The following is a 21,603-nucleotide window of genomic DNA, read 5'->3' on the forward strand; positions in this document are numbered from 1 at the left end:
TCACGCTGTCCACTGTCACACCCGCAAGCCTCGCCGATTGCGGAATAGCAGGCCGGGCAAACCCGTTGCAATGCTGAAAGCCAGAAACGGCAAAACCGTCTGCATGAAGGCGTAGACACCGATGACGCGGCGATTGCCGCCCGCAGCCAGCGCTACGGCTTCCGTGGTCACCGTGGTGAGCCGCCCTGCGCCGATCAGCACCGTCGGCAGATACTGCCCGACAGAGACGGAAAATCCGACAGCCGCAGCCGTCAGGATGGCGCGGGTCAGCATCGGCAACCGGATCCTGACAAGTGTGCGGGTCCGGCTCATGCCGAGGCCTGCGGCAATCAGGTCGTGGCGTCGGTCGTGCGCGCGCCAAGGATCGCTCAGCGACAGAAAGACATAGGGCAACACGAACACCAGATGCGCCAGAACCAGTGCCGAAAAGCTGGCGTCGACCCCGAGCCAAATCGACAGAACCTGCAGCCCGAACATGAAGGAGATCTGCGGCACGATCAGCGGCAGGTAGATCAGCAGCAACGCCCCGCCACCACGGCCTCTTCCGGTCTCGTATTCGCGTTCGAGGCACAGGATGGTCAGCACCAGCGCGATCAGCGTCGACAGTCCGGCGACAGAAAGGGTGGTCGCCAGCGGCCCACTCATCCGCGGCAGCGCCTGCATCCAGCTTCTCAGGCTGAAATTGGCTGGCAGCGCATCGGGGAACTGCCAGAGGCCTGAAACCGACCACAGAGCCAGCACCGCAATCCCGCCGAAAACGATGCCTGCCGAGGCAATCATCACCGTCCGTGCCGCGGCGCGCAGCGCCATGTCGCGCTGCCAGCGATGGCCCCGTTGACGGCTGCTGCAGATCAGCAGTGCGCCAAGACGCTCAATCCCCACCCAGGCAATCAGCGCGGTCAAGGTCACGCCGAGCTGCAAAACAGCACCGGCTGAGGCCAGGAACCTGGTTTCAAGATCAGGATCATTCATCCAGTCGATCAGGCGCACAGGGAGCGTTGGCGGAAGATGCGGCCCGAGGATCAGCGCCACATCGACCACCGAACTGGCATAGGCGACCACGGCAAACACCGCTAGGCGAACCTGCCGGTAAAGCGGTGGCCACAACAGGAAGGTGAAGCTGGCGATACGACCATAGCCGAGGGAACGTCCGAGCCTCATGGTCTCGACATGACGGGTCTGCGGCAGTGCGGCCAGCGTCACCAGAAACAGAAACGGGATTTCCTTGACGATCAGCCCGGCAATCATTGACAGGGCCATAGGATCATTGAGGATCAGCAGGTCTGGTGGCTGGTCGAGACCGGTCAGCCAGGGCGAGACCAGCCGCATCAGCATACCTGATGGGGCAATCAGGAAGGCGAGCCCGAAAGCTGCCGCCGCATGCGGCACAGACAGAAGCGGCGATATCATCCGCCGCATCCTGGCAAAGCCTGAGGTGCCGAGATCGCTGGCGACAAACGCCGCCACCGCGCCAAGCGCAACAAGCGTGGTCACCAGTCCGATCAGGATCGACAGCACGGAAGAGCGAAAAATTCCGGGAACTGAGGCAAGCGCCGAGAAATGCGCGGTGGTGAAAGTCTCGCCACCCAGCTCCGGCAGATAACCCAAGGCCGGAAGCATGGTTCCGGCCAGTCCGAAAGCCAATGGGCCGAGCAGGATCGCAAGTGTCAGGGGCGGCGCCAGCCGCGCCAGGCGCACGCCGCCCGTCATCTTACCGGGTCCTGCCGGGTGCCGTCACACCGGTCAGTTGGCAGCACCATAGCGCTTGAGCCATTCGCCCTCGATCCGCTCCATCCAGTCCGGATGCGGTTCATCCAGCGCGGGGCCGAGTTCATCAGGTTTCAGCGTGGCAACGCCGAGATCCAGCGCATCGAACGCGGCGCGGTCGTCAGCCGAAATCTTCTCCATCGACAGCACTGTCGGATCGCCCCAGATTGAGGGATCCTGCTTGCGCGCCTGGGCTTCCGGCGAGATCAGGAAATTTGCCAGCACCAATGCTCCGGCCTTGGCTGCGGCGTTGTAGGGGATCGCGACGAAATGGGTATTTCCCAGCGTGCCTTCTGTGTAGGTGAAGGAACGCACGGTGTCGGGCAATTCGCCAGCCGCGATGCCTGCGGAGGCTTCCGACGGATTGAAGGCGAAAATGATGTCGAGTTCACCGTCGGCAAGTTTCTGCTTCATATCCGGATAGTTCTGCGGATAGGCCTTGCCGCTGCGCCACAGTTTCGGATGCAGCTTGTCGAGATAGGCAAACAGCGGCGCCACATCGTCGTTGAAAGTCGCGTCAACCACCGGCTGGCCCAGTTTGGATTTGTCGGCGATGGTTTCTATCAGGACCTGCTTGAGAAACGACGAGCCGATGAAATCCGGCGGCTGCGGGTAGGAGAACCGTCCCGGATTTCGCTGCGTCCATTCCAGCAGTTCCGCCGAAGAATGCGGCACGCTATTGGCCGGTGTGCGGGCGCTATCATGGAAAAACACCATCTTGGCACCGCCCCAGGGGCTTTCGAGCCCGTCGGTGGGGATGGTAAAGTCGGTCAGGATCGTCGGCTTGTTCTCGTGGTCGACATAGGCCCAGTTGGGCAGGCCCGTGGTCCAGTCTGGCGACATCAGCAATTGCTGACGCTTCATCGAGGCGAAGTTCTCGCCATTGATCCAGATGAGATCGACCGAGCCGCCCTCGTTCTTGCCGGCGGCTTTCTCGGCCAGAACCTTGGCCACGGCGTTGGCGGTGTCATCAAGTTTCACGTGAACCACTTCGACCCCGAAGCGCTCTTTCAGCATCTCGCCGGCCCAGTCGATATAGCTGTTGATGTTTTCAGATCCGCCCCAGGCGTTGAAATACACCGTCTGCCCCTTGGCTTCGCTAAGCACGGCGTCCCAGTCACGCGGATTGGGGTCGGCGGCCTGGGCCGTTTGCGACAGGGCAAGCGCTGCGGTCAGCGCGCTGGCAAACACGGTCAGGGATTTCAACATGGCATTCCTCCTCGGGCGGCATTGTTCAGTCCACACACCACAGGGCCATGATGGCGTCAACAAACGCTATGTGCCGGACCGTCACAATTTGGTGACCCGCATGTTTACAGGCAGGGCTCAAAACACGTCAGGGTACGCGTGAAGCTAGTGCGCCTCGTCCCAGTTAAGGGCTGCGCGGGCGTCGACCTTGAGCGGTACCGACATGTTGACGGCTGGCATGGCGGCATTTTCCATCACATCGACGATAACCGGAATGATCTTCTCGGTGTCGCTCTCAGTGGCTTCAAAGATCAGTTCGTCATGCACCTGCAACAGCATCCGCGCTTTCAGGCCTGTCTGTTCGAGCGCCGGCTCCATGCGCACCATGGCGCGGCGGATGACATCGGCAGCGGATCCCTGAATCGGCGCATTGATGGCGGCGCGTTCGTTGAAGGCTCGGACCTGGGGGTTGGACGACTTGATCTCCGGATAGTGCGCGCGGCGGCCGAAGATGGTCTTTACATAGCCGTACTCCTTGGCCTCAGCCTTGGTCGCCTCCATGTAGTCCTTGATGCCGGGAAACCGCTCGAAATATTTGCGGATGTATTCACCGGCTTCGGATCGTTCGATGCTGAGCTGATTGGCGAGACCAAAGGCCGAAATGCCGTAGATGATGCCGAAATTGATCGCCTTGGCCCGGCGGCGCACTTCCGATGGCATGCCCTCAACCGGTACGCCGAACATCTCCGACGCCGTCATGGCGTGAATGTCGACGCCGTCGGCGAAAGCCTGTGTCAGCTGCGGAATGTTGGCCACATGAGCCAGCACCCGGAGCTCGATCTGGCTGTAATCGGCCGAGATCAGCACATTGCCCGGTTCCGCTATGAAGGCGGTGCGGATCTTGCGGCCTTCGGCTGTGCGCACCGGAATGTTCTGGATGTTCGGATCGGACGAGGAAAGACGGCCGGTTGTGGTCGCCGCCATCGCAAACGACGTATGCACCCGCTTGGTCTCCGGATTGATAAAACCGGGCAGCGCATCGGTATAGGTGGATTTGAGCTTCGTCAGCTGCCGCCAGTCGACGATCTTGCGGGGCAATTCGTGCCCGGCGGCGGCCAGATCCTCAAGCGCCTGGGCCGTGGTCGACCATTGCCCGGTCTTTGTCTTGGTTCCGCCCGGCAGGCTCATCTTGTCAAACAGGATCTCGCCCAACTGCTTGGGCGAGCCGACATTGAAGTTTTCGCCCGCCAGCTCCTGGATTTCCGCTTCCAGCGCCGCCGCACCCTGGGCCAGTTCGCCCGACAGCCGCGACAGGATCTGCCGGTCGATACGGATTCCGTGCTTTTCCATCCGCATCAGCACCGGCGCCAACGGCCTTTCGAGCCGCTCGTAGACGGACGCCAGTCCGTCGGCCACGAGCCGTGGTTTCAGCACATGCCACAGCCTCAAAGTGACCTCCGCGTCTTCTGCCGCATAGGCCGTGGCCTTGTCGATCGCCACTTCGGCAAACGGGATCGCGTTCTTGCCGGTGCCGGTGACATTCTTGTAGCTGATGGTTGTGTGGCCAAGCCAGCGCTCGGAAAGTGAATCCATCCCGTGTCCGCCGCCGCCGGCTTCAAGCACATAGGACAACAGCATGGTGTCGTCGAAACTCTCGATGGAGATATTGTGCTGCGCCATCACCAGCATGTCGTATTTCAGGTTTTGCCCGATCTTGAGAACCGCCGGGTCCTCAAGCAGCGCCTTGAGTTCGTCCAGCGCTTCCCGAATCGGCATCTGTCCGGGTTGATTGCCACCGCCGCCAAGCAGATCGCCGGCGCCATTGGAATGGGCCAGCGGTGCGTAACAGGCCCTGACTTTCAGATCGCCGGTGTCGGGCGCGGTTTCCGGGATTGCCAGCGAAAAACCGACCAGTTCGGCCTGCATCGCATCAAGCGAAGTTGTTTCGGTGTCGAAGGCGACAAGGCCGCGTTCGCGGGCCATCGCGCACCAGGCCTTGAGTTGATCGATCTCGCGCAGTGTCTCGTAGGCCGTGGTGTCGATCTTGGCTGAAGCTGCAGCTTCAGCGCGCCGCTTGGCGAGACCCTGCGGCGTGTCATCGCCCTTGGCGCCATTAGCTGAGGTCCCGGTCTTTGCCGCATCGCCCGGATTGAGATCCGGTCCGCGCATCTCGGCGGCCGCATCAACGGCCACTTCCGCCGCATCGACCGCACTGGCGTCGGTATCTGTGGCATCTGCCACCCGCCGTGTCAGCGAGGTGAATTCCATGCCCTTGAGGAACGCCACCAGCTTCGGCCCGTCGAGCGGGTTGAGCACCAGCTCTTCAAGCTTTTCTGCAACCTCGACATCGTCCCTCAATCGCACCAGCTCTCGCGAGATCCGGGCCTTGTCGGCAAATTCGATGATGTTCTCGCGGCGCTTGTTCTGCTTGATCTCGCCGGCGCGCTCCAGCAGTGTATCCAGATCACCGAATTCCTCGATCAGCTGTGCCGCGGTCTTGGGCCCGATGCCTGGGATGCCCGGCACATTGTCGACCGAATCACCGGTCAGCGCCTGCAGGTCGATCATCTTCTCGGGCGGAACGCCCCATTTCTCGATAACTTCGGCCACCCCGATCTGCTTGTCTTTCATGCTGTCGTACATCGACACCTGCGGTCCGACCAGCTGCATCAGGTCCTTGTCGGACGAGATCACCGTGACGTCAGCTCCGGCTTCACGCGCCAGCCGCGCATAGGTGGCGATCAGATCGTCGGCCTCAAACCCTTCCATCTCGATGCAGGGCAGATCAAAGGCGCGCGTCGCTTCGCGGATAACGGCGAATTGTGGCACCAGATCTTCCGGCGGCGCCGAACGGTTGGCCTTGTATTCGGGGTACATCTCATTGCGGAAGGTTTTCGAGGAATAGTCGAAAATCACCGCGAAATGAGTCGGTGTGACACCAACGGAGGTGTCGCGCGCCTCCGAAACCAGCTTCCACAGCATGTTGCAGAAACCCGAAACCGCCCCGACGGGCAAGCCGTCGGATTTGCGGGTCAGTGGCGGCAGCGCGTGATAGGCCCGGAAAATATAGCCGGAGCCGTCGACGAGGAAGAGATGATCACCTTTTTTCATGGAGCAAGGATTAGCGCGCGGTCGGGCTCAGGTCCATGCGGTACACGCCGGATATGCAGTGAAAATGTGATTGCCTGTGTTTGTCCTGACCTGCTTTCCGTCTGAAAGATCGCGCTGTCAGCGATTTGTCATCTGCAATGGTCTAGGCGGATGGAGCAATGGCCGGACCCTCTGGTCACTTCCAAAAGGATTTCCTCCCATGCTTGCTGCTCAGCACATTCACCCGGTTCTCGTTCACTTTCCCATCGTCTTCATGATCACGCTCGCGGTCTTTGATCTGATCGCCGGATTGAGGGGTGCGGAGATCACGGGCAGGACCGCGTCGGGAAATGCCTCCGCCGGCCTGGCGCTGCTTGCCGGTCTTTCAGCGATTGTGACCTTCTATTTCGGAGGCATTGCGCTCGATATCGCTGAGGCTGGCGGGTTTCACAGTGACATTGCCGAAATGCATGAAGGCCTTGGCGAATTCGCGGCGATGGCATTTGCAATCTGGGCCGCCATACGCATATTCCTCTGGTTCCGTGATATTCGGTTATCGAGCCCGATGGTTCTGGTAGTGCCGGTCATCGAGATAGCCGGCGCAGGTCTGGTCATCGCGACCGCTTATTTTGGCGGCCAGCTGGTCTATGATCTGGGCGTCAATGTTGCCCATATGGCCGGCTAAGGGACATCACGGATACGTTACAAAACCGTAATGTTCGTGTCCTTGAAAAGCCACATTCCGGGGGCCAAATAACAATTACCGGCGAACGAATAAAGCCGATGTCTGGAATTCCGGCTCGTCCCCCGCCGCCTCCAGACCATGGACAAGGGCCGCCCCGCCCCCCTTATAGGCCCTTGTCCTGACAATACGCCGCCATGGCCCTCCCCTCCGGCCATGGCGGCTTTTCTTTTGCCCTTTCCCGGCGCTACTCTGCCTGCTTCTGATTCCCTCCGGAGTATCCCATGACAGACCTGACCGCCGCCCTTTCCGCTGCAGACGCCAGTTTTGATGACAGCCTAGAGCGTCTGTTCGGGCTTCTGCGCATCCAGTCGATCTCGACCGATCCCGCTTACGCGCCCGAGTGCCGCCGCGCTGGTCAATGGCTGGTCGATGAGCTGACCTCACTTGGCTTTGAAGCCAGTCTGCGCGACACCACCGGTCATCCCATGGTCGTCGCCCACCATGATGGTGCCACGCCGGATGCGCCACATTATCTCTTTTACGGTCATTACGACGTTCAGCCGGTTGATCCGCTCAATCTCTGGGTCGATCCGCCGTTCGAGCCTGCGATCAAGGAGATTGCACCGGGCCGCAAGGCCATCACCGGCCGCGGATCGTCTGATGACAAGGGACAGCTGATGACCTTCGTCGAGGCCTGCCGGGCCTGGAAGGCGGCATCCGGTTCAATGCCTTGCCGCATCACCATCCTGTTTGAAGGCGAGGAGGAATCCGGCTCGCCATCGCTCAAGCCATTTCTCGAGGCCAATGCCGATGAACTCAAGGCCGAGTGCGCCCTGGTTTGCGACACCGGCATGTGGGACACCGAGACACCGGCAATCGCCGTCGCACTCCGCGGTCTGGTCGGCGAAGAAGTGACGATCCACGCAGCCGACCGTGATCTGCATTCCGGCCTGTTCGGTGGTGCTGCCGCCAACCCGCTGCATATCCTGTCAAAGATCCTTGCTGATCTGCATGATGAGACCGGCCGAGTGACGCTTGAAGGGTTTTATGACGGCGTCGAGGAAACTCCGGCACAGGTGCTTGCCAGCTGGGAAAGCCTTGGCCGGACGTCTGAAGCGTTTCTGGGTGAAATCGGCCTTTCGGTTCCCTCAGGTGAACAGGGCCGCTCCGTGCTGGAGCTCACCTGGGCGCGGCCCACGGCGGAAGTCAACGGCATGTGGGGCGGCTACACCGGCGAAGGCTTCAAGACCGTGATAGCGGCGCAAGCCTCGGCCAAGGTGTCCTTCCGGCTTGTCGGAAAGCAGGATCCCGAACAGGTCAGCAAGGCCTTCCGCGCCCATGTTGAAGCCCGCCTGCCGGCCGATTGCACAGCCAGCTTTGCACCGCATGGCGGCTCACCTGCAATTCAGCTGCCATTTGATTCGCCCGTGGTCACCAAGACGCGTACCGCGCTCACCGATGAGTGGCCAAAGCCTGCAGTGATGATCGGCATGGGCGGCTCCATCCCGATCGTCGGCGACTTCCAGAACATTCTTGGCCTGCAATCGGTTCTGTGCGGTTTTGGCCTCACTGATGACCGGATTCATTCGCCCAATGAGAAATACGACCTGACATCCTTCGCCAAGGGAATCCGGTCCTGGGTCCGCATTCTGGGTGCCTTGTCGGTGCGGTGAGACTGGGAGTCGACGACCGCTTGCTGGTTGCTGAGACTGTGAAAGGGGTGGTTTCCTTAACCACCCCTTAAATCGTCGCATTTAGGGTGTTTTCAGATCGCCGGGCAGTTTCGGAATGGGACATTGACTGTTTCCGTAACGGAATTGCTGTGAAACCAAACCCTGGATCGTTCTCGCAACCCAATCGTTTGCGCGGCCTGCCGGGACACAACAGCATCCGGATCCTTGATGGCGCGAAAGAAAACAACCCGAAGCCGAATCGAGCCTTCTTTTGAAGGCTCGCGATCACAGGGAAGTTCGCGAACCATTGCCGATGATCGCGTCGCCGGCAAAACCACGCCCAAATCCACAACTGCCAAGCGCCGGAAAAAGCCCCAGTCTAAAGCCCGCAAGCCCCGGGGCCGGACGTCGCGCGGCCGGATCACCGGTGCCTTGCGTTCAATGGTCTACTGGTGCTGTGTGCTGGGCATATGGGGTGGTATCGCCATTGCAGGTGTGGTTATTTTCTACGGCGCGCGCATGCCGAGCGCTGCGACATGGTCGATCCCCGACCGACCGCCGAATGTCAAGATTGTCTCGGTCAAGGGGGAGACCATGGCCAATCGCGGCGCGACAGGCGGAGAAGCCCTGCTGCTGGGTGATATGTCGCCTTACATTCCAGAAGCCGTCATCGCCATTGAGGACCGCAGGTTCTATTCGCATTTCGGCGTTGACCCGATCGGGCTGGCCCGGGCGATGGTCTCAAACCTGACAGCCGGCGGTATGGTTCAGGGCGGGTCAACCCTGACCCAGCAATTGGCCAAGAACCTGTTTCTTTCCCCGGAACGTACGGTGGAGCGCAAGGTTCAGGAAGTGTTGCTGGCATTCTGGCTCGAGCACCGCTTCACCAAGGACCAGATTCTGGAGATGTATCTCAACCGCGTGTATTTCGGCTCCGGTGCCTATGGCGTCGAGGCTGCATCGCGGCGTTATTTCCGCAAGCCCGCTCGCGATGTGTCGCTTGCCGAGGCCGCCCTTCTGGCAGGTCTGCTCAAGGCACCGTCGCGGCTGTCGCCCGCGCGCGATCCGAAGGCTGCCGAAGCCCGCAGCCAGGTGGTCTTGGCCGCGATGCGCGAGCAGGGGGTCGTATCAGACACCGAAATTGCCACCGCGCTGACCAGCCCGCAGGTCCGCGCCAAGAGTTACTGGACCGGCTCGGAAAACTATGTCGCCGATCTGGTGATGCAGCGACTGCCTGATCTTGTCGGCAAGATCACGGAGGATCTTGTGGTCGACACGACTATCGATTTTCAGCTGCAGCACGAGGCCGAAAAGGCGTTGCGGGCAACGCTCGAGAACAATGGCGCCAAGCTCAACGTCAGCCAGGGCGCGCTTGTCTCCATCGATGGAACCGGCGCTGTCAGGGCGCTGATCGGCGGACGTGAATACGCCACCAGCCAGTTTGACCGGGCCACCGACGCGTTGCGCCAGCCTGGATCTGCCTTCAAGCCATTTGTCTATGCGGCAGCCTTGGAGCAGGGACGCACGCCCCTGTCGGTGCGCAATGATGCGCCGGTGAAAATCGGCAAATGGACGCCTGAGAATTATGATGGAAAATATCGCGGCAAGGTCACTTTGTCAGATGCCTTGACCCACTCGCTCAACACGGTCGCAGCCCAGCTTGTCATGGAAGTTGGCCCGAAGACGGTGGTGCAGACTGCCCGGCGCCTCGGCATCGAAGCGCCGATGAAGGCCAATGCCTCTATTGCGCTGGGAACGTCCGAAGTCACGCTTCTGGAGCTGACTGGAGCCTATGCGCCCTTCATGAACGGCGGCTACAAAGCCACGCCGCATGTCATCCGTCGGGTCTCGACCCATGATGGCAAGGTGCTTTACGAGAACACCTATGACAATCCGCCCCGCGTGATTGATCCAGCCGTTGCTGCGATGATGAATCAGATGCTGGTACGCGTGGTCGAGGAAGGAACCGGTCGCAAGGCGCGCCTTGACGGTTGGCCTGCGGCTGGCAAGACCGGAACAACCCAGTCCTACCGCGATGCGCTGTTCGTCGGTTACACCGCCAATCTCGCAACCGGGGTCTGGTTCGGCAATGACAATGGCAAGCCGATGAAGAACGTCACCGGCGGCGGCCTTCCCGCCGAGACTTGGAAGCAGTTCATGCAGGCCGCCCACGAAGGTCTGCCTCCTGCGAGATTGCCGATGGGAGGCCCGATGCCGCCCGTCGCGATTGATGGCCCGAGCGGGGCGGACGGTGACGCCGTGGCCGGTCTGGTCCGTGATTTGGCGCCGGTTCCTGTTTCGCGTGACGCGACCGGTGCTACAGATAACAATTTCCTGACGCCGCCGGCTGACATAGGCTCTGCGCCTGCACAGCCGGACGGAAACAAGCGAACCACCCTTCTCGACATCCTGATGGGTAATTGATATCCAATCGGGGCATTAAACCCGCAAAAACAGACAACATCTTGCGACCTGCATTTCCCATGACGCTTGCAGTCTGGAAATGACATTCTTATATACGGCTCAACGCTTCCGGCGAGTCTCGCGCAAGTGAGGTCTGGGCTATGGCGGCGGAAACGGGTGACCCCGGTCATCCTGTTTTCAGTAGTGTCCCGTTAGGGGCTGTCGTATGGAACGCCTGACCGGGTCCCGGCAGCTCGCTTCAAGGAGAATTGAATATGGCTAAAGTTATCGGTATCGACCTCGGAACCACCAACTCCTGCGTCGCAGTGATGGATGGCAAAGACGCCCGGGTGATCGAAAACGCGGAAGGTGCCCGCACCACCCCGTCCATGGTCGCCTTCAGTGACGACGGTGAACGTCTGGTTGGCCAGCCGGCCAAGCGGCAGGCGGTCACCAACCCTGAAAATACTCTTTTTGCGGTCAAGCGTCTGATTGGCCGCCGTTTTGAAGACAAGGCTGTCGGCAAGGACCAGGAACTTGTTCCTTTCAAAATCGTCCGTGGCGACAATGGCGATGCATGGGTTGAAGCCAATGGCGACAAATATTCGCCGGCCCAGATCTCGGCAATGATCCTTCAGAAGATGAAGGAAACCGCTGAATCCTATCTTGGCGAAAAGGTCGAGAAGGCCGTCATCACTGTCCCGGCCTACTTCAACGACGCCCAGCGTCAGGCCACCAAGGACGCCGGCAAGATCGCCGGTCTTGAAGTTCTGCGCATCATCAACGAGCCGACAGCAGCGGCGCTGGCCTATGGTCTGGACAAGACCGAAGGCAAGACCATCGCGGTTTACGACCTTGGCGGCGGCACCTTCGACGTCTCGATCCTCGAGATCGGCGACGGCGTCTTCGAAGTGAAGTCGACCAATGGCGACACCTTCTTGGGCGGTGAAGACTTCGACATGCGTCTGGTCGGCTATCTTGCCGACGAGTTCAAGAATGAGCAGGGGATTGACCTGAAGAAGGACAAGCTCGCGCTGCAGCGTCTCAAGGAAGCTGCCGAAAAGGCCAAGATCGAGCTGTCATCCGCTTCGCAGACCGAAATCAACCTGCCGTTCATTACCGCCGATGCGTCGGGTCCCAAGCACCTGACCATGAAGCTGAGCCGCTCCAAGTTCGAAAGCCTGGTCGATGACTTTGTCCAGCGCACCATTGCGCCGTGCAAGGCAGCTCTCAAGGATGCTGGCCTCCAGTCGGCCGAAATCGACGAAGTGGTTCTGGTCGGCGGCATGACCCGCATGCCCAAGATCCAGGAAGTTGTGAAGAAGTTCTTCGGTAAGGAGCCTCACAAGGGCGTCAACCCGGACGAAGTTGTTGCCATGGGCGCAGCCATTCAGGCTGGCGTTCTGCAGGGCGACGTCAAGGATGTTCTGCTGCTCGACGTGACACCCCTGTCTCTCGGCATCGAAACCCTTGGTGGTGTGTTCACCCGTCTGATCGATCGCAACACCACGATCCCGACCAAGAAGAGCCAGGTTTTCTCCACCGCTGAAGACAATCAGAACGCGGTGACGATCCGGGTATTCCAGGGCGAGCGCGAAATGGCTGCCGACAACAAGATCCTCGGCCAGTTCGATCTCGTTGGAATTCCGCCGGCACCGCGCGGCGTGCCGCAGATTGAAGTGACCTTCGATATCGACGCCAACGGCATCGTCAACGTCTCGGCCAAGGACAAGGGCACCGGCAAGGAGCACCAGATCCGCATCCAGGCATCCGGTGGTCTCTCCGACGCCGACATCGACGCGATGATCAAGGAAGCCGAATCCAACGCCGAGGGCGACAAGAAGCGTCGTGCCGTCGTCGAGGCCAAGAACCAGGGCGAAAGCCTGATCCACTCCTCGGAGCAGTCGCTCAAGGACTACGGCGACAAGGTCAACGAAGAGGACCGCACCGCCATCGCCGATGCGATCGCGGCCCTCAAGACCGCTGTTGAAGCTGAAGAGCCTGACGCCGAGGACATCCAGGCCAAGAGCCAGACCCTCATGGAAGTTTCCATGAAGCTTGGTCAGGCCATGTATGAACAGACCCAGGCTGACGAGGATGCTGGCGGAAACGACGGCGAAGAAAAGATCGTTGATGCGGACTTCGAGGAAGTCAACGACGACGACGATGAGAAAAAGTCAGCCTGATAGTCGATCTGACATCACGCGAGAATGACGGAGGGCCCCTAGCGGGGCCCTTTTCGCGTTTACGATGATCTGAACTTACGGTTGTGCGCAATGGTAGAAAGCCCTAATTTATAGAACCAGATTGTGCCTTTCACCAATTTTGAAGCGGTGTTCTGTTAAGAGAACCGGACAACGGATACAGGGGCGGAGGGTTGTTCCGATACACGGAGCAGGCTCGTGTGGATGATTGGAGAGCTTGGTGCGGCAGAACTACAGGTTGTTCGGAGTTTGGAGACTCCTGGCCGCGATGCTGGTGATGGCCTACCACTTCTCACATTATGCGCCGAACCCGGAGCCCATTGTCGAATGGTTCGAGCACATGCTGCCCCTGCTTGACATGTTTTTCATAATGTCCGGTTTTCTCATCTTCGAGCACTATGGCAGGATGGAAAATACAAGCGAAAACTACGTCTTGTTCCTGATCAAGCGGCTCTCGCGGCTCTATCCGCTTCACCTGATCACGCTCATGTTTTTCGTCGCGTTCGGTGTGCTTGTGCATCTCGGACTGCTGCATTCCCAGGGTGCTGACACGCGCTATGACTTTTCGGCCTTGCCTGCCAATCTGTTGCTGATCCAGGCTTGGGGCGTCGATTCCGAATTGACCTTCAATTACGTGTCATGGTCGCTATCGGGGGAATGGTTTGCCTACCTGATCTTTCCGATCGTGCTTTTTGCCTCTGCCCGGGGCCGGGCCATGGGGTTGGCGCTGTTGGTGGCAGTTATTATCGTGGCGCTGGAAATCGCGGACAATGGCGCAACCGAACAATATGATTTCTGGTTCGATACGAAATTGTGGGCGGCCTATCGCGTGGCTGCAGATTTCAGCTTTGGAGCATTTCTTTGTGAGGTCACGCGGCAATTGAAGGTTCCACCGCGCTGCCAATGGCTCGCGTGGAGCATGCTCGGCGGCGTGTTTGCCGCCATGTTTTCCAACGCGAATATCTATCTCACGCTCGCCATGTTCGGCGTAGCCATTGTTCTGGCTGCGCTGGCTGACCGGACCGAAAAGGATGAAACGGCGTGGCTTGAGCCGATCATGCCCGTGGCTGCGGTCTCGTTTGGAGTCTACCTCTGGCATCCTGTGATCGAGCTTTTCGCCTACTCGCTGTTCTGGAAACGCATAGTCGGCGTTGATGATCCCGTGTTGTTCTGGATCTACATGCCGCTTCCAGTGATGCTTACCGTTTGTGTGGCTGTGGCATCGGCGCGCCGGTTCGAGCGGCCAGTGGGAAAGTGGATTGAAACAACGCTTACCAGGCTTGCCAGACGTCGCATATTGTCCCGCCAACAGGCCTGAACCGGATTGGCTGCAGACTATCCGGTTCATTGGGGGCTAGAATTTTTCTCGATGAGTGACTACATGACGAAAGAGCGCGTTCAGGCGCGGGTCCCGCTTACGCATTTTTAGGTGGACCATGTGTGAGATCTTGTGCGTCCATCTAGCTGCGGCATCGTAGCGGACGCTCCCGGAAGAGAGATTGACGGATACTATGGCCAAGCCAGACTATTACGAAACGCTTGGTGTGGCGCGTGGTGCGGATGAGAAAGAGCTGAAAAGCGCTTTCCGCAAGCTTGCCATGAAATACCACCCGGACAAAAACCCTGACAGTTCCGACGCCGAGCACAAGTTCAAGGAAATCAACGAGGCCTACGAGACCTTGAAGGATCCGAACAAGCGCGCGGCCTACGACCGGTTCGGTCACGCTGCCTTTGAACAGGGTGGCCCTGGCGGAATGGGCGGCGGCTTTGGTGGCGGCGGCGGTGGCGGCTTCTCCGACATCTTCGAGGATATCTTCGGCGAAATGATGGGTGGTCGCGGTGGTCGACGTTCATCCGGCGGTCGCGAGCGCGGTGCCGATCTTCGCTACAACATGGAAATCACGCTCGAGGAAGCCTACACCGGCAAGACCGCGCAGATCCGCGTTCCCACCTCGATCACCTGTGACGTCTGCTCCGGCTCGGGCGCAAAGCCCGGCACACAGCCAAGCACGTGTGCCACGTGCGGCGGCGCAGGCCGTGTTCGTGCGGCACAGGGCTTTTTCTCGGTTGAGCGCACCTGCCCGACGTGCCACGGGCGTGGCCAGACCATCACCGACCCCTGCACCAAATGTGCGGGTCAGGGCCGTGTTACCGAAGAGCGGTCGCTGTCTGTCAACATTCCCTCAGGCATCGAGGATGGCACCCGGATCAGATTGTCGGGCGAAGGCGAAGCCGGTATGCGCGGCGGCCCCTCGGGCGACCTCTATATCTTCCTCTCGGTCCGCCCGCATACCGTTTTCCAGCGCGAAGGCGCCGATCTTTACTGCTCCGTGCCGATTTCCATGACCTCGGCAGCGCTGGGTGGCAAGTTTGATATCACCACGATGGATGGAGCCCGCTCGCGGGTGACTGTGCCCGAAGGCACTCAGCCCGGCAAGGAACTGCGACTTCGCGGCAAGGGCATGCCCGTGCTGCGCTCGGCGCAGTTTGGCGATCTCTATGTCCGCATCACCATTGAGACACCCCAGAAGCTGTCCAAGCGGCAGCGTGAATTGTTGATGGAATTTCAGGAGCTGTCTTCCAAGGAGACAAGCCCCGAATCAACCGGCTTCTTTTCGAAGATGAAGGGCTTTTTCGACACCATGTCGGATTAATCCCTCGGGCAAGCAGGCGTCGCCCAAGAGAAACCATGTTTTGTGTCCAGCTGGTGCTGTGTAAGTAAGCTGTCTGCTGGACAGGGTGCCGCTGCTGGAGGGTGCAGACCGTGATCATGAGTGTTCCTGGACGCATCGCCAGGCGATTTGACGACGAAATCCGCTTTTTCAAAGGGTGGATGGACGGCCCGAAAGCCGTTGGCGCCATCATGCCCACCTCATCCGTGACCGCCCGCTCCATGGCGTCGGTGATCAATCCTGTATCCGGATTGCCTGTCCTTGAACTCGGCCCAGGAACCGGTGTCATTACGCGGGCCATTCTGGCGCGTGGCATAGCCCCTGAAAATCTGGTGTCGGTAGAATATTCTGTTGATTTCCACACCCGTCTGCAGCTCGATTTTCCAGGTGTGCGGTTCATTCGCGGCGATGCCTTTGATCTTGATGAAACGCTTGGGGAAATGAACGCCAGCCAGTTCGACAGCGTGATATCTGGTATACCGCTGCTCAATTTTCCCATGGCCAGCCGGGTTGCGCTGATTGAGGATCTGCTCGACCGCGTGCCGCTGGGAAGGCCTGTGGTCCAGTTCTCCTACGGTCCTGCATCCCCCGTCGTGTCCCGCGGGACGAGTTTCCAGGTCCTCCACCATGATTTCGTGTTGCGCAATGTGCCGCCTGCGCGGCTGTGGATTTATCGCCGCGGCGTCTCGGTTGTCTGAAGGAACGCCGTAAGGCGAGCAATCGAAGTGATGTGATTGAGCAGCGCTAAGCGAGATCATCAGCCAAATGGCGCTGACGGGCTTACAATTTCCAATAATGGGCGCCCCAGTGCTTCCCTCGATTTTTCGCTGCCATATATTGTTGATCAGGAATCAGCATCCCGTGGAGGGATTGTCACGCAGCGGAGCAAACCATGACCCCCAGAATACTCGTTCTTCCCGGCTCAAACCGCAACGGTTCGTTCAATGCCTCGCTGGCTGCCGTCGCTTCGCTCGAGTTGGCCAACCAGGGAGCTGATGTCACCCGTATCTCGTTGGTAGATTATCCGCTGCCGATTGTTGACGAGAACTTGAAAAATGAGAGCGGCATTCCGGACAATGCCATGAAACTGGGTCGCCTGATCGCCGCCCATCAGGGGGTTTTCCTGTGTTGCCCGGAATACAATTCATCGATCCCGCCTCTGCTCAAGAACATGATTGACTGGCTCAGCCTCATCTCGAAGGACGGCGATCAGCCCCTCAAGCCATGGTCAGGGCGCTATGTTGCGCTCGGATCGGCCTCGAATGGAAAGCTGGGTGGTATACGCGGCCTCTATCATGTCCGCTCGGTGATGGTGAACGTAGGAACACAGGTCATCAGCGAGCAGTGCGCGGTCAGTGGTGCTGCGGATGCCTTCGAGGCAGACGGACGGCTCAAGGACGAGCGGACCAACGCGATGCTGGTCAACACCTGCAAGTCCCTGATCAGGCATTGCGTGATGATGACATCCGGCTAGGCGCGGCTGTTTTTTGGTCCTTGCCGTTTGGCGTGGTCTTGCGATTACGGTGTCTTCATGCGAGGACCGGCTGAGACAGAGGGAACGCGAAATGCCACATGCAGCGCATGATCTGGGTGCACGAGCCCCTGAAAATGTTGATCCGCGCCTGATAGTCGCGCTTGATGTGCCGACCGTTGCCGAGGCCGAGGCCCTGGTGGAACGGATCGGTGACAACGCAATGTTCTACAAAATCGGCTACCAGCTTGCCTTTGCTGGCGGCTTCACGCTTGCCCGCGACCTCAAGGCATCGGGCCGCAAGGTCTTCCTCGACATGAAGCTGCTCGACATTGACAACACCATCGCCAAAGGCGTCGAGAATGTTGTTCGAATGGGCGTCGACATGTTGACCATCCATGCCTATCCAAAAGCGATGCGCGCTGCGGTTCAGGCTGCCAGGGGCAGCGACCTCTGCCTGCTCGGTGTGACGGTGCTGACCTCGATGGATGCCGACGATGTTGCTGAAGCCGGCTATGCCTTGTCTCCTGAAGATCTGGTTCTGCGCCGTGCACACCAAGCGCTTGACGCGGGTATGGGCGGCATCGTCTGCTCGGCAGCCGAAGCCCGTGCGGTCCGCGAGATTGTCGGGCCCGACATGGCGATCGTGACACCGGGCATTCGCCCCTCGGGAGCGGATCTCGGCGATCAGAAAAGGGTGATGTCACCTGCCGATGCGCTCGAAGCCGGCGCAACACATCTTGTGGTCGGGCGCCCAATTTCCGCAGCATCCGATCCGGCGGCGGCAGCCCGCGCGATCAGCGCTGAAATGAACAAGAGCTGAAACGCGAAAGGACCGGATAATGGTAAAGGGATACTGGATTGGGCGCATCGATGTGCATGATCCCGAAGCTTACAAGGCTTATGTAGAGACTGCGACGCCGGCTTACAGGGAATTCGGGGCGAATTTTCTGGTCCGCGGCGGCGAGTTCGATCCGGTCGAAGGCCAGGCCCGGTCACGCAATGTCGTGATCGAGTTTCCAAGTTATGAGGCTGCGCTTGCCTGCTACAACTCCGAAACCTATCAGAAAGCGCGCGCGATCCGTCAGAAATTCTCCGATGGCGAGCTGGTAGTCATCAAGGGCCACGACGCCTGAAACCAACGAAGCTGCGATAAATGCCCGCGCATCGCGGACCAGCCCTTCACCTTGCGCCGGTTATTGACTATGAGCTTTGGTGGACTGTGGCTGATTCCGGTTGCAGATGCGAATACTACCGGCCTTAGAGATCCTGTCAGGGAGTGCACAGATGACATCGCTGAATCAACCCAAGCTCGTCACGGTCTTTGGCGGGTCCGGCTTTGTTGGCCGCCATGTTGTGCGGGCGCTCGCCCGGCGCGGATACCGCATTCGCGTGGCCGTGCGCCGGCCCGACCTTGCTGGTCATCTGCAGCCTCTGGGCGGTGTGGGCCAGATTATGGCGGTTCAGGCCAACCTGCGGAACCGGGATTCTGTCGACAGAGCCGTCAAGGGCGCTGACTACGTCGTCAACTGCGTCGGCATTCTCTTTGAATCCGGGCGCAATACGTTTGGTTCGGTTCAGGATTTCGGCGCCCGTGCTGTTGCTGAAGCTGCCCGTGCTGCCGGTGCCGGCCTCACCCATATTTCGGCCATAGGGGCCAATCTCGACTCCGAGTCGGATTACGCCCGATCCAAGGGCCTGGCCGAAGCCTCGGTCCTCAAGGTCTTGCCCGACGCAGTGATCCTGCGTCCGTCGATCGTGTTTGGACCGGAAGATAGTTTCTTCAACAAATTCGCCGAAATGGCCCGCTTCGCGCCGGCCTTGCCGCTCATCGGCGGCGGTGAAACCAGGTTCCAGCCGGTCTATGTCGGTGATGTCGCTGAAGCAGTCGCCCGCAGCGTCGACGGAAACCTGACCGGCGGGACCATTTATGAGCTCGGCGGGCCGCGGGTTATGACCTTCAAGAACGTTCTCGAAGAGATCCTCGAGATCACCCACCGCAAGCGCGCCTTGCTTCCGCTGCCGTGGGGCCTCGCCTCTCTGATAGGCAAGGTTGCCACCCTCATCCCGTTCATCGACCCGCCGTTGACAGACGATCAGGTCACTTTGCTCAAGACCGACAATGTTGTTTCAGCAGACGCTACCAGTCAGAGCCGCACCCTTGCTGGCATGGATATCGCTCCGACCACTGTGGAAGCCATTCTGCCAAGCTATCTCACCCGTTACCGGCCACACGGCCAGTACAGCGGCACCGGTAGCGAAGCCTGAGCGCTGACTTCGCGTCCCTGACGTCAGTCCTGCTGCCTTCCGGATTGGAAATATGGGCCGCCGCGATCTTGATTGCGGCGAGCTTTTTCACGTCAGCCTTGACCGTTGCCGCGGGCATCGGCGGCGGCGTCGCCATGCTTGCGCTGATGGGATATCTTGTTCCTGTTGCAGCCATCATACCGGTGCACGGAATAGTGCAATTGGGCTCCAATGTCGGTCGGGCAGCGATTTTGCGCAATCATGTCGCCTGGACTTGTCTTGCCGCCTTTCTTATCGGCGCAATTCCCGGAGCTTGGGCAGGCAGCGCCGCAGTAGGGGCCTTGGCAGAGCCTTTGCTCAAGGCGGCCCTTGGCGGCTTCATCCTGCTGATCACCTGGATGCGGCTTCCGCGCCTTGCCGCGATCAGGCTTCCCGGCTTCGCCCTGACCGGCGCAATCACCACTTTCCTGACAATGATCTTTGGAGCCACCGGTCCGTTCAACGCCGTGGTCCTGTCCAAGACCTTTCCTGAACGCTTGCAGTTTCAGGCGACCACTGCCGCGGTGATGAGCCTGCAGCATCTGGTCAAGACCATTGCATTTGCCCTCGCCGGCTTTGCATTCGGGCCGTGGCTGCCGCTGATTGCTGCGATGATTCTCACCGGGCTCGCGGGAACATGGGTGGGAACCCACATCCTGCGCAAAACCCCGGAAAACCGCTTTCAACTGATTTTCAAGATATGTCTGACCGTGCTTGCGCTCGATTTGATCCGGCGCAGTGTTGCCTGAATGGCGCATGGTTAGCAATGATTTAAGAAACCGTCGGCTTTATTGGCAGCGTTATGTGAATCAGACTTGAATCAATTTGCGGAGCCGCGTAAATCGCCCCAGCTTCTCCGGGGGTAGCTATACTCGGCCTTCAAATCGTCAGGGCCGAGTTTTGCGAAAACGCCCATCCTGCGCATTGGATGGGTTGCCGTAAGAGTTCAGGTGTGCACAACGCGTTTTGCCAATTGGCCGAATGCAGCAATCAGTATCAGTCAAGATCAGGACATGAGTTCATGGGCAAAACAGTCGTATCCGCGTTCGCATTCGCAATTGTGGTGATCTTGTCCGCATCCGCCTTTGCGCCGCGCAGCGTCGCCCATTCGTCCAAAGGCTGCTCGCCAGCCTATGGCGTTGATCCCTGTGCGGTTCAGGCAATCGCTGAGTAAAAGCGGTTCACTCAGCCAAGCAGCCACAAGCCGACAAGCCCCAGCCCGCCGACCAGTATGCGCCACCAGGCAAACAAGGCGAAGCCGTGCTGTGAGACGAAATCCAGCAGTCCGCGCACGACGATCACACCAGCTATAAAGGCCATGACAAAGCCGACCGCGATGGTGACGATGTCATCATGGGCGAGTTGGCCGTAATTCTTGTAGAGATCGAGCGCGAAGGCGCCGGCCATTGTCGGCATGGCCAGGAAGAATGAAAACTCCGCTGCCGAGCGCTTGTCTGCCCCCATCAGAAGGGCGCCGACGATGGTGGCGCCCGACCGCGACGTGCCCGGGATCATGGCCAGGCATTGGCAAAGCCCGATCTTGAAGGCCAGAGACAGCGGATAATCCATCACATCGGTGTATTTCGGCGTGAGTTTCATCCGGTCAATAACCAGCAGAATAATGCCGCCGCCAATTAGCACCCAACAGATGAGCGCTGTCGATTCAAACAGAACCGACTTTATGAAGTCATGTGCCAGCGCGCCGATCACCGCTGCAGGCAGGAAAGCCAGCAGGATGGCGCCGACAAAATGCCGGGCCTTGGGGCTGGAAGGAAGTGCGATGGCGAGCGCCCAAAGCCGGGCAAAATAGACGGACAGGATCGCCAGAATGGCGCCGAGCTGCACCAGCACCTCGAAAGTGTTGCCAGGTGACTTGAAGCCCAGGAAATGCCCTGCAAGTAGCAGATGCGCGGTCGAGGACACCGGAACAAATTCGGTGAGGCCTTCTATGAGGCCGAGGAAGGCCCCCACAATTGTCGTATCATTCATGCTGCAGCGTCCCTGATTTGCACGATTATCGTCATTGGGCCATTGGTTCGCCCATTTTGGTGGCGAGGAATCACTGACACCTGATCAGTGATTCGCTTGTCTTGCGGTGGGCCAGTCCCTATAGCTCTATTTTCCGGAAACTGACCAGTCCCGCGCACCGGCGCCAACGCAAACA

General features: G+C 59.5%; 17 protein-coding genes. 13 read left to right on the forward strand and 4 right to left on the reverse strand.

Going from position 1 to position 21,603, the window contains the following annotated elements:
• Positions 1-15 precede the first annotated feature (15 nt).
• The 3 genes from WNZ14_RS04105 to polA form a co-directional block, all read right to left on the reverse strand.
• Positions 16-1,710, reverse strand: coding sequence for an ABC transporter permease (locus tag WNZ14_RS04105; RefSeq protein ID WP_342867324.1), 1,695 nt, complete (start codon positions 1,708-1,710; stop codon positions 16-18).
• Positions 1,711-1,743: 33 nt separating this feature from the next.
• Positions 1,744-2,976 (reverse strand): ABC transporter substrate-binding protein, encoded by a 1,233-nt coding sequence (locus tag WNZ14_RS04110; protein WP_342867325.1) that lies wholly within the window; start codon positions 2,974-2,976, stop codon positions 1,744-1,746.
• A gap of 144 nt (positions 2,977-3,120) precedes the next feature.
• The gene (polA, locus tag WNZ14_RS04115) at positions 3,121-6,066 is read right to left on the reverse strand and encodes a DNA polymerase I (RefSeq protein WP_342867326.1); all 2,946 of its coding nucleotides are present in this window, start codon (positions 6,064-6,066) and stop codon (positions 3,121-3,123) included.
• 199 nt (positions 6,067-6,265) lie between these two features.
• Between polA and WNZ14_RS04120 the strand changes: the two genes are divergently transcribed.
• The 13 genes from WNZ14_RS04120 (at position 6,266) to WNZ14_RS04180 (ending at position 20,613) form a co-directional block, all read left to right on the forward strand.
• Positions 6,266-6,730: a DUF2231 domain-containing protein gene (locus WNZ14_RS04120; RefSeq protein WP_342867327.1), complete on the forward strand. Its 465-nt coding sequence runs from the start codon at positions 6,266-6,268 to the stop codon at positions 6,728-6,730.
• Positions 6,731-7,011: 281 nt separating this feature from the next.
• Positions 7,012-8,403: a M20/M25/M40 family metallo-hydrolase gene (locus WNZ14_RS04125; RefSeq protein WP_342867328.1), complete on the forward strand. Its 1,392-nt coding sequence runs from the start codon at positions 7,012-7,014 to the stop codon at positions 8,401-8,403.
• Positions 8,404-8,631: 228 nt separating this feature from the next.
• Positions 8,632-10,827: a transglycosylase domain-containing protein gene (locus WNZ14_RS04130; protein ID WP_342867329.1), complete on the forward strand. Its 2,196-nt coding sequence runs from the start codon at positions 8,632-8,634 to the stop codon at positions 10,825-10,827.
• 254 nt (positions 10,828-11,081) lie between these two features.
• A complete protein-coding gene (dnaK, locus tag WNZ14_RS04135; protein ID WP_342867330.1) occupies positions 11,082-12,992 on the forward strand; it encodes a molecular chaperone DnaK in 1,911 nt (636 codons plus the stop codon).
• 238 nt (positions 12,993-13,230) lie between these two features.
• Complete coding sequence (locus WNZ14_RS04140) at positions 13,231-14,328, forward strand: acyltransferase (protein ID WP_342867331.1); 1,098 nt, start codon at positions 13,231-13,233, stop codon at positions 14,326-14,328.
• Positions 14,329-14,521: 193 nt separating this feature from the next.
• On the forward strand, positions 14,522-15,664 hold the full coding sequence (gene dnaJ / locus WNZ14_RS04145) for a molecular chaperone DnaJ (protein WP_342868505.1): 1,143 nt from the start codon (positions 14,522-14,524) through the stop codon (positions 15,662-15,664).
• Positions 15,665-15,780: 116 nt separating this feature from the next.
• On the forward strand, positions 15,781-16,380 hold the full coding sequence (gene pmtA, locus WNZ14_RS04150) for a phospholipid N-methyltransferase PmtA (protein WP_342867332.1): 600 nt from the start codon (positions 15,781-15,783) through the stop codon (positions 16,378-16,380).
• A 194-nt stretch (positions 16,381-16,574) separates the two neighbouring features.
• A complete protein-coding gene (locus tag WNZ14_RS04155) occupies positions 16,575-17,156 on the forward strand; it encodes an NAD(P)H-dependent oxidoreductase (protein ID WP_342867333.1) in 582 nt (193 codons plus the stop codon).
• A gap of 91 nt (positions 17,157-17,247) precedes the next feature.
• Positions 17,248-17,976 carry an orotidine-5'-phosphate decarboxylase gene (gene pyrF / locus WNZ14_RS04160; protein ID WP_342867334.1) on the forward strand — a complete coding sequence of 243 codons (729 nt, stop codon included), beginning with the start codon at positions 17,248-17,250 and terminating at the stop codon, positions 17,974-17,976.
• Between the two features lie 19 nt (positions 17,977-17,995).
• Positions 17,996-18,289: a DUF1330 domain-containing protein gene (locus WNZ14_RS04165; protein ID WP_342867335.1), complete on the forward strand. Its 294-nt coding sequence runs from the start codon at positions 17,996-17,998 to the stop codon at positions 18,287-18,289.
• A 151-nt stretch (positions 18,290-18,440) separates the two neighbouring features.
• Complete coding sequence (locus WNZ14_RS04170) at positions 18,441-19,421, forward strand: complex I NDUFA9 subunit family protein (protein ID WP_342867336.1); 981 nt, start codon at positions 18,441-18,443, stop codon at positions 19,419-19,421.
• Positions 19,422-19,489: 68 nt separating this feature from the next.
• The gene (locus tag WNZ14_RS04175; RefSeq protein WP_342867337.1) at positions 19,490-20,188 is read left to right on the forward strand and encodes a sulfite exporter TauE/SafE family protein; all 699 of its coding nucleotides are present in this window, start codon (positions 19,490-19,492) and stop codon (positions 20,186-20,188) included.
• 272 nt (positions 20,189-20,460) lie between these two features.
• On the forward strand, positions 20,461-20,613 hold the full coding sequence (locus tag WNZ14_RS04180) for a hypothetical protein (protein WP_342867338.1): 153 nt from the start codon (positions 20,461-20,463) through the stop codon (positions 20,611-20,613).
• An 11-nt stretch (positions 20,614-20,624) separates the two neighbouring features.
• Here WNZ14_RS04180 and WNZ14_RS04185 read toward each other — a convergent pair whose 3' ends face one another.
• Positions 20,625-21,428, reverse strand: a complete 804-nt coding sequence (locus WNZ14_RS04185; protein WP_342867339.1) for an undecaprenyl-diphosphate phosphatase — start codon at positions 21,426-21,428, stop codon at positions 20,625-20,627.
• Positions 21,429-21,603 lie beyond the last annotated feature (175 nt).

This window comes from Hoeflea sp. AS60 (genome assembly GCF_038900115.1).
Lineage (GTDB): Bacteria > Pseudomonadota > Alphaproteobacteria > Rhizobiales > Rhizobiaceae > Hoeflea.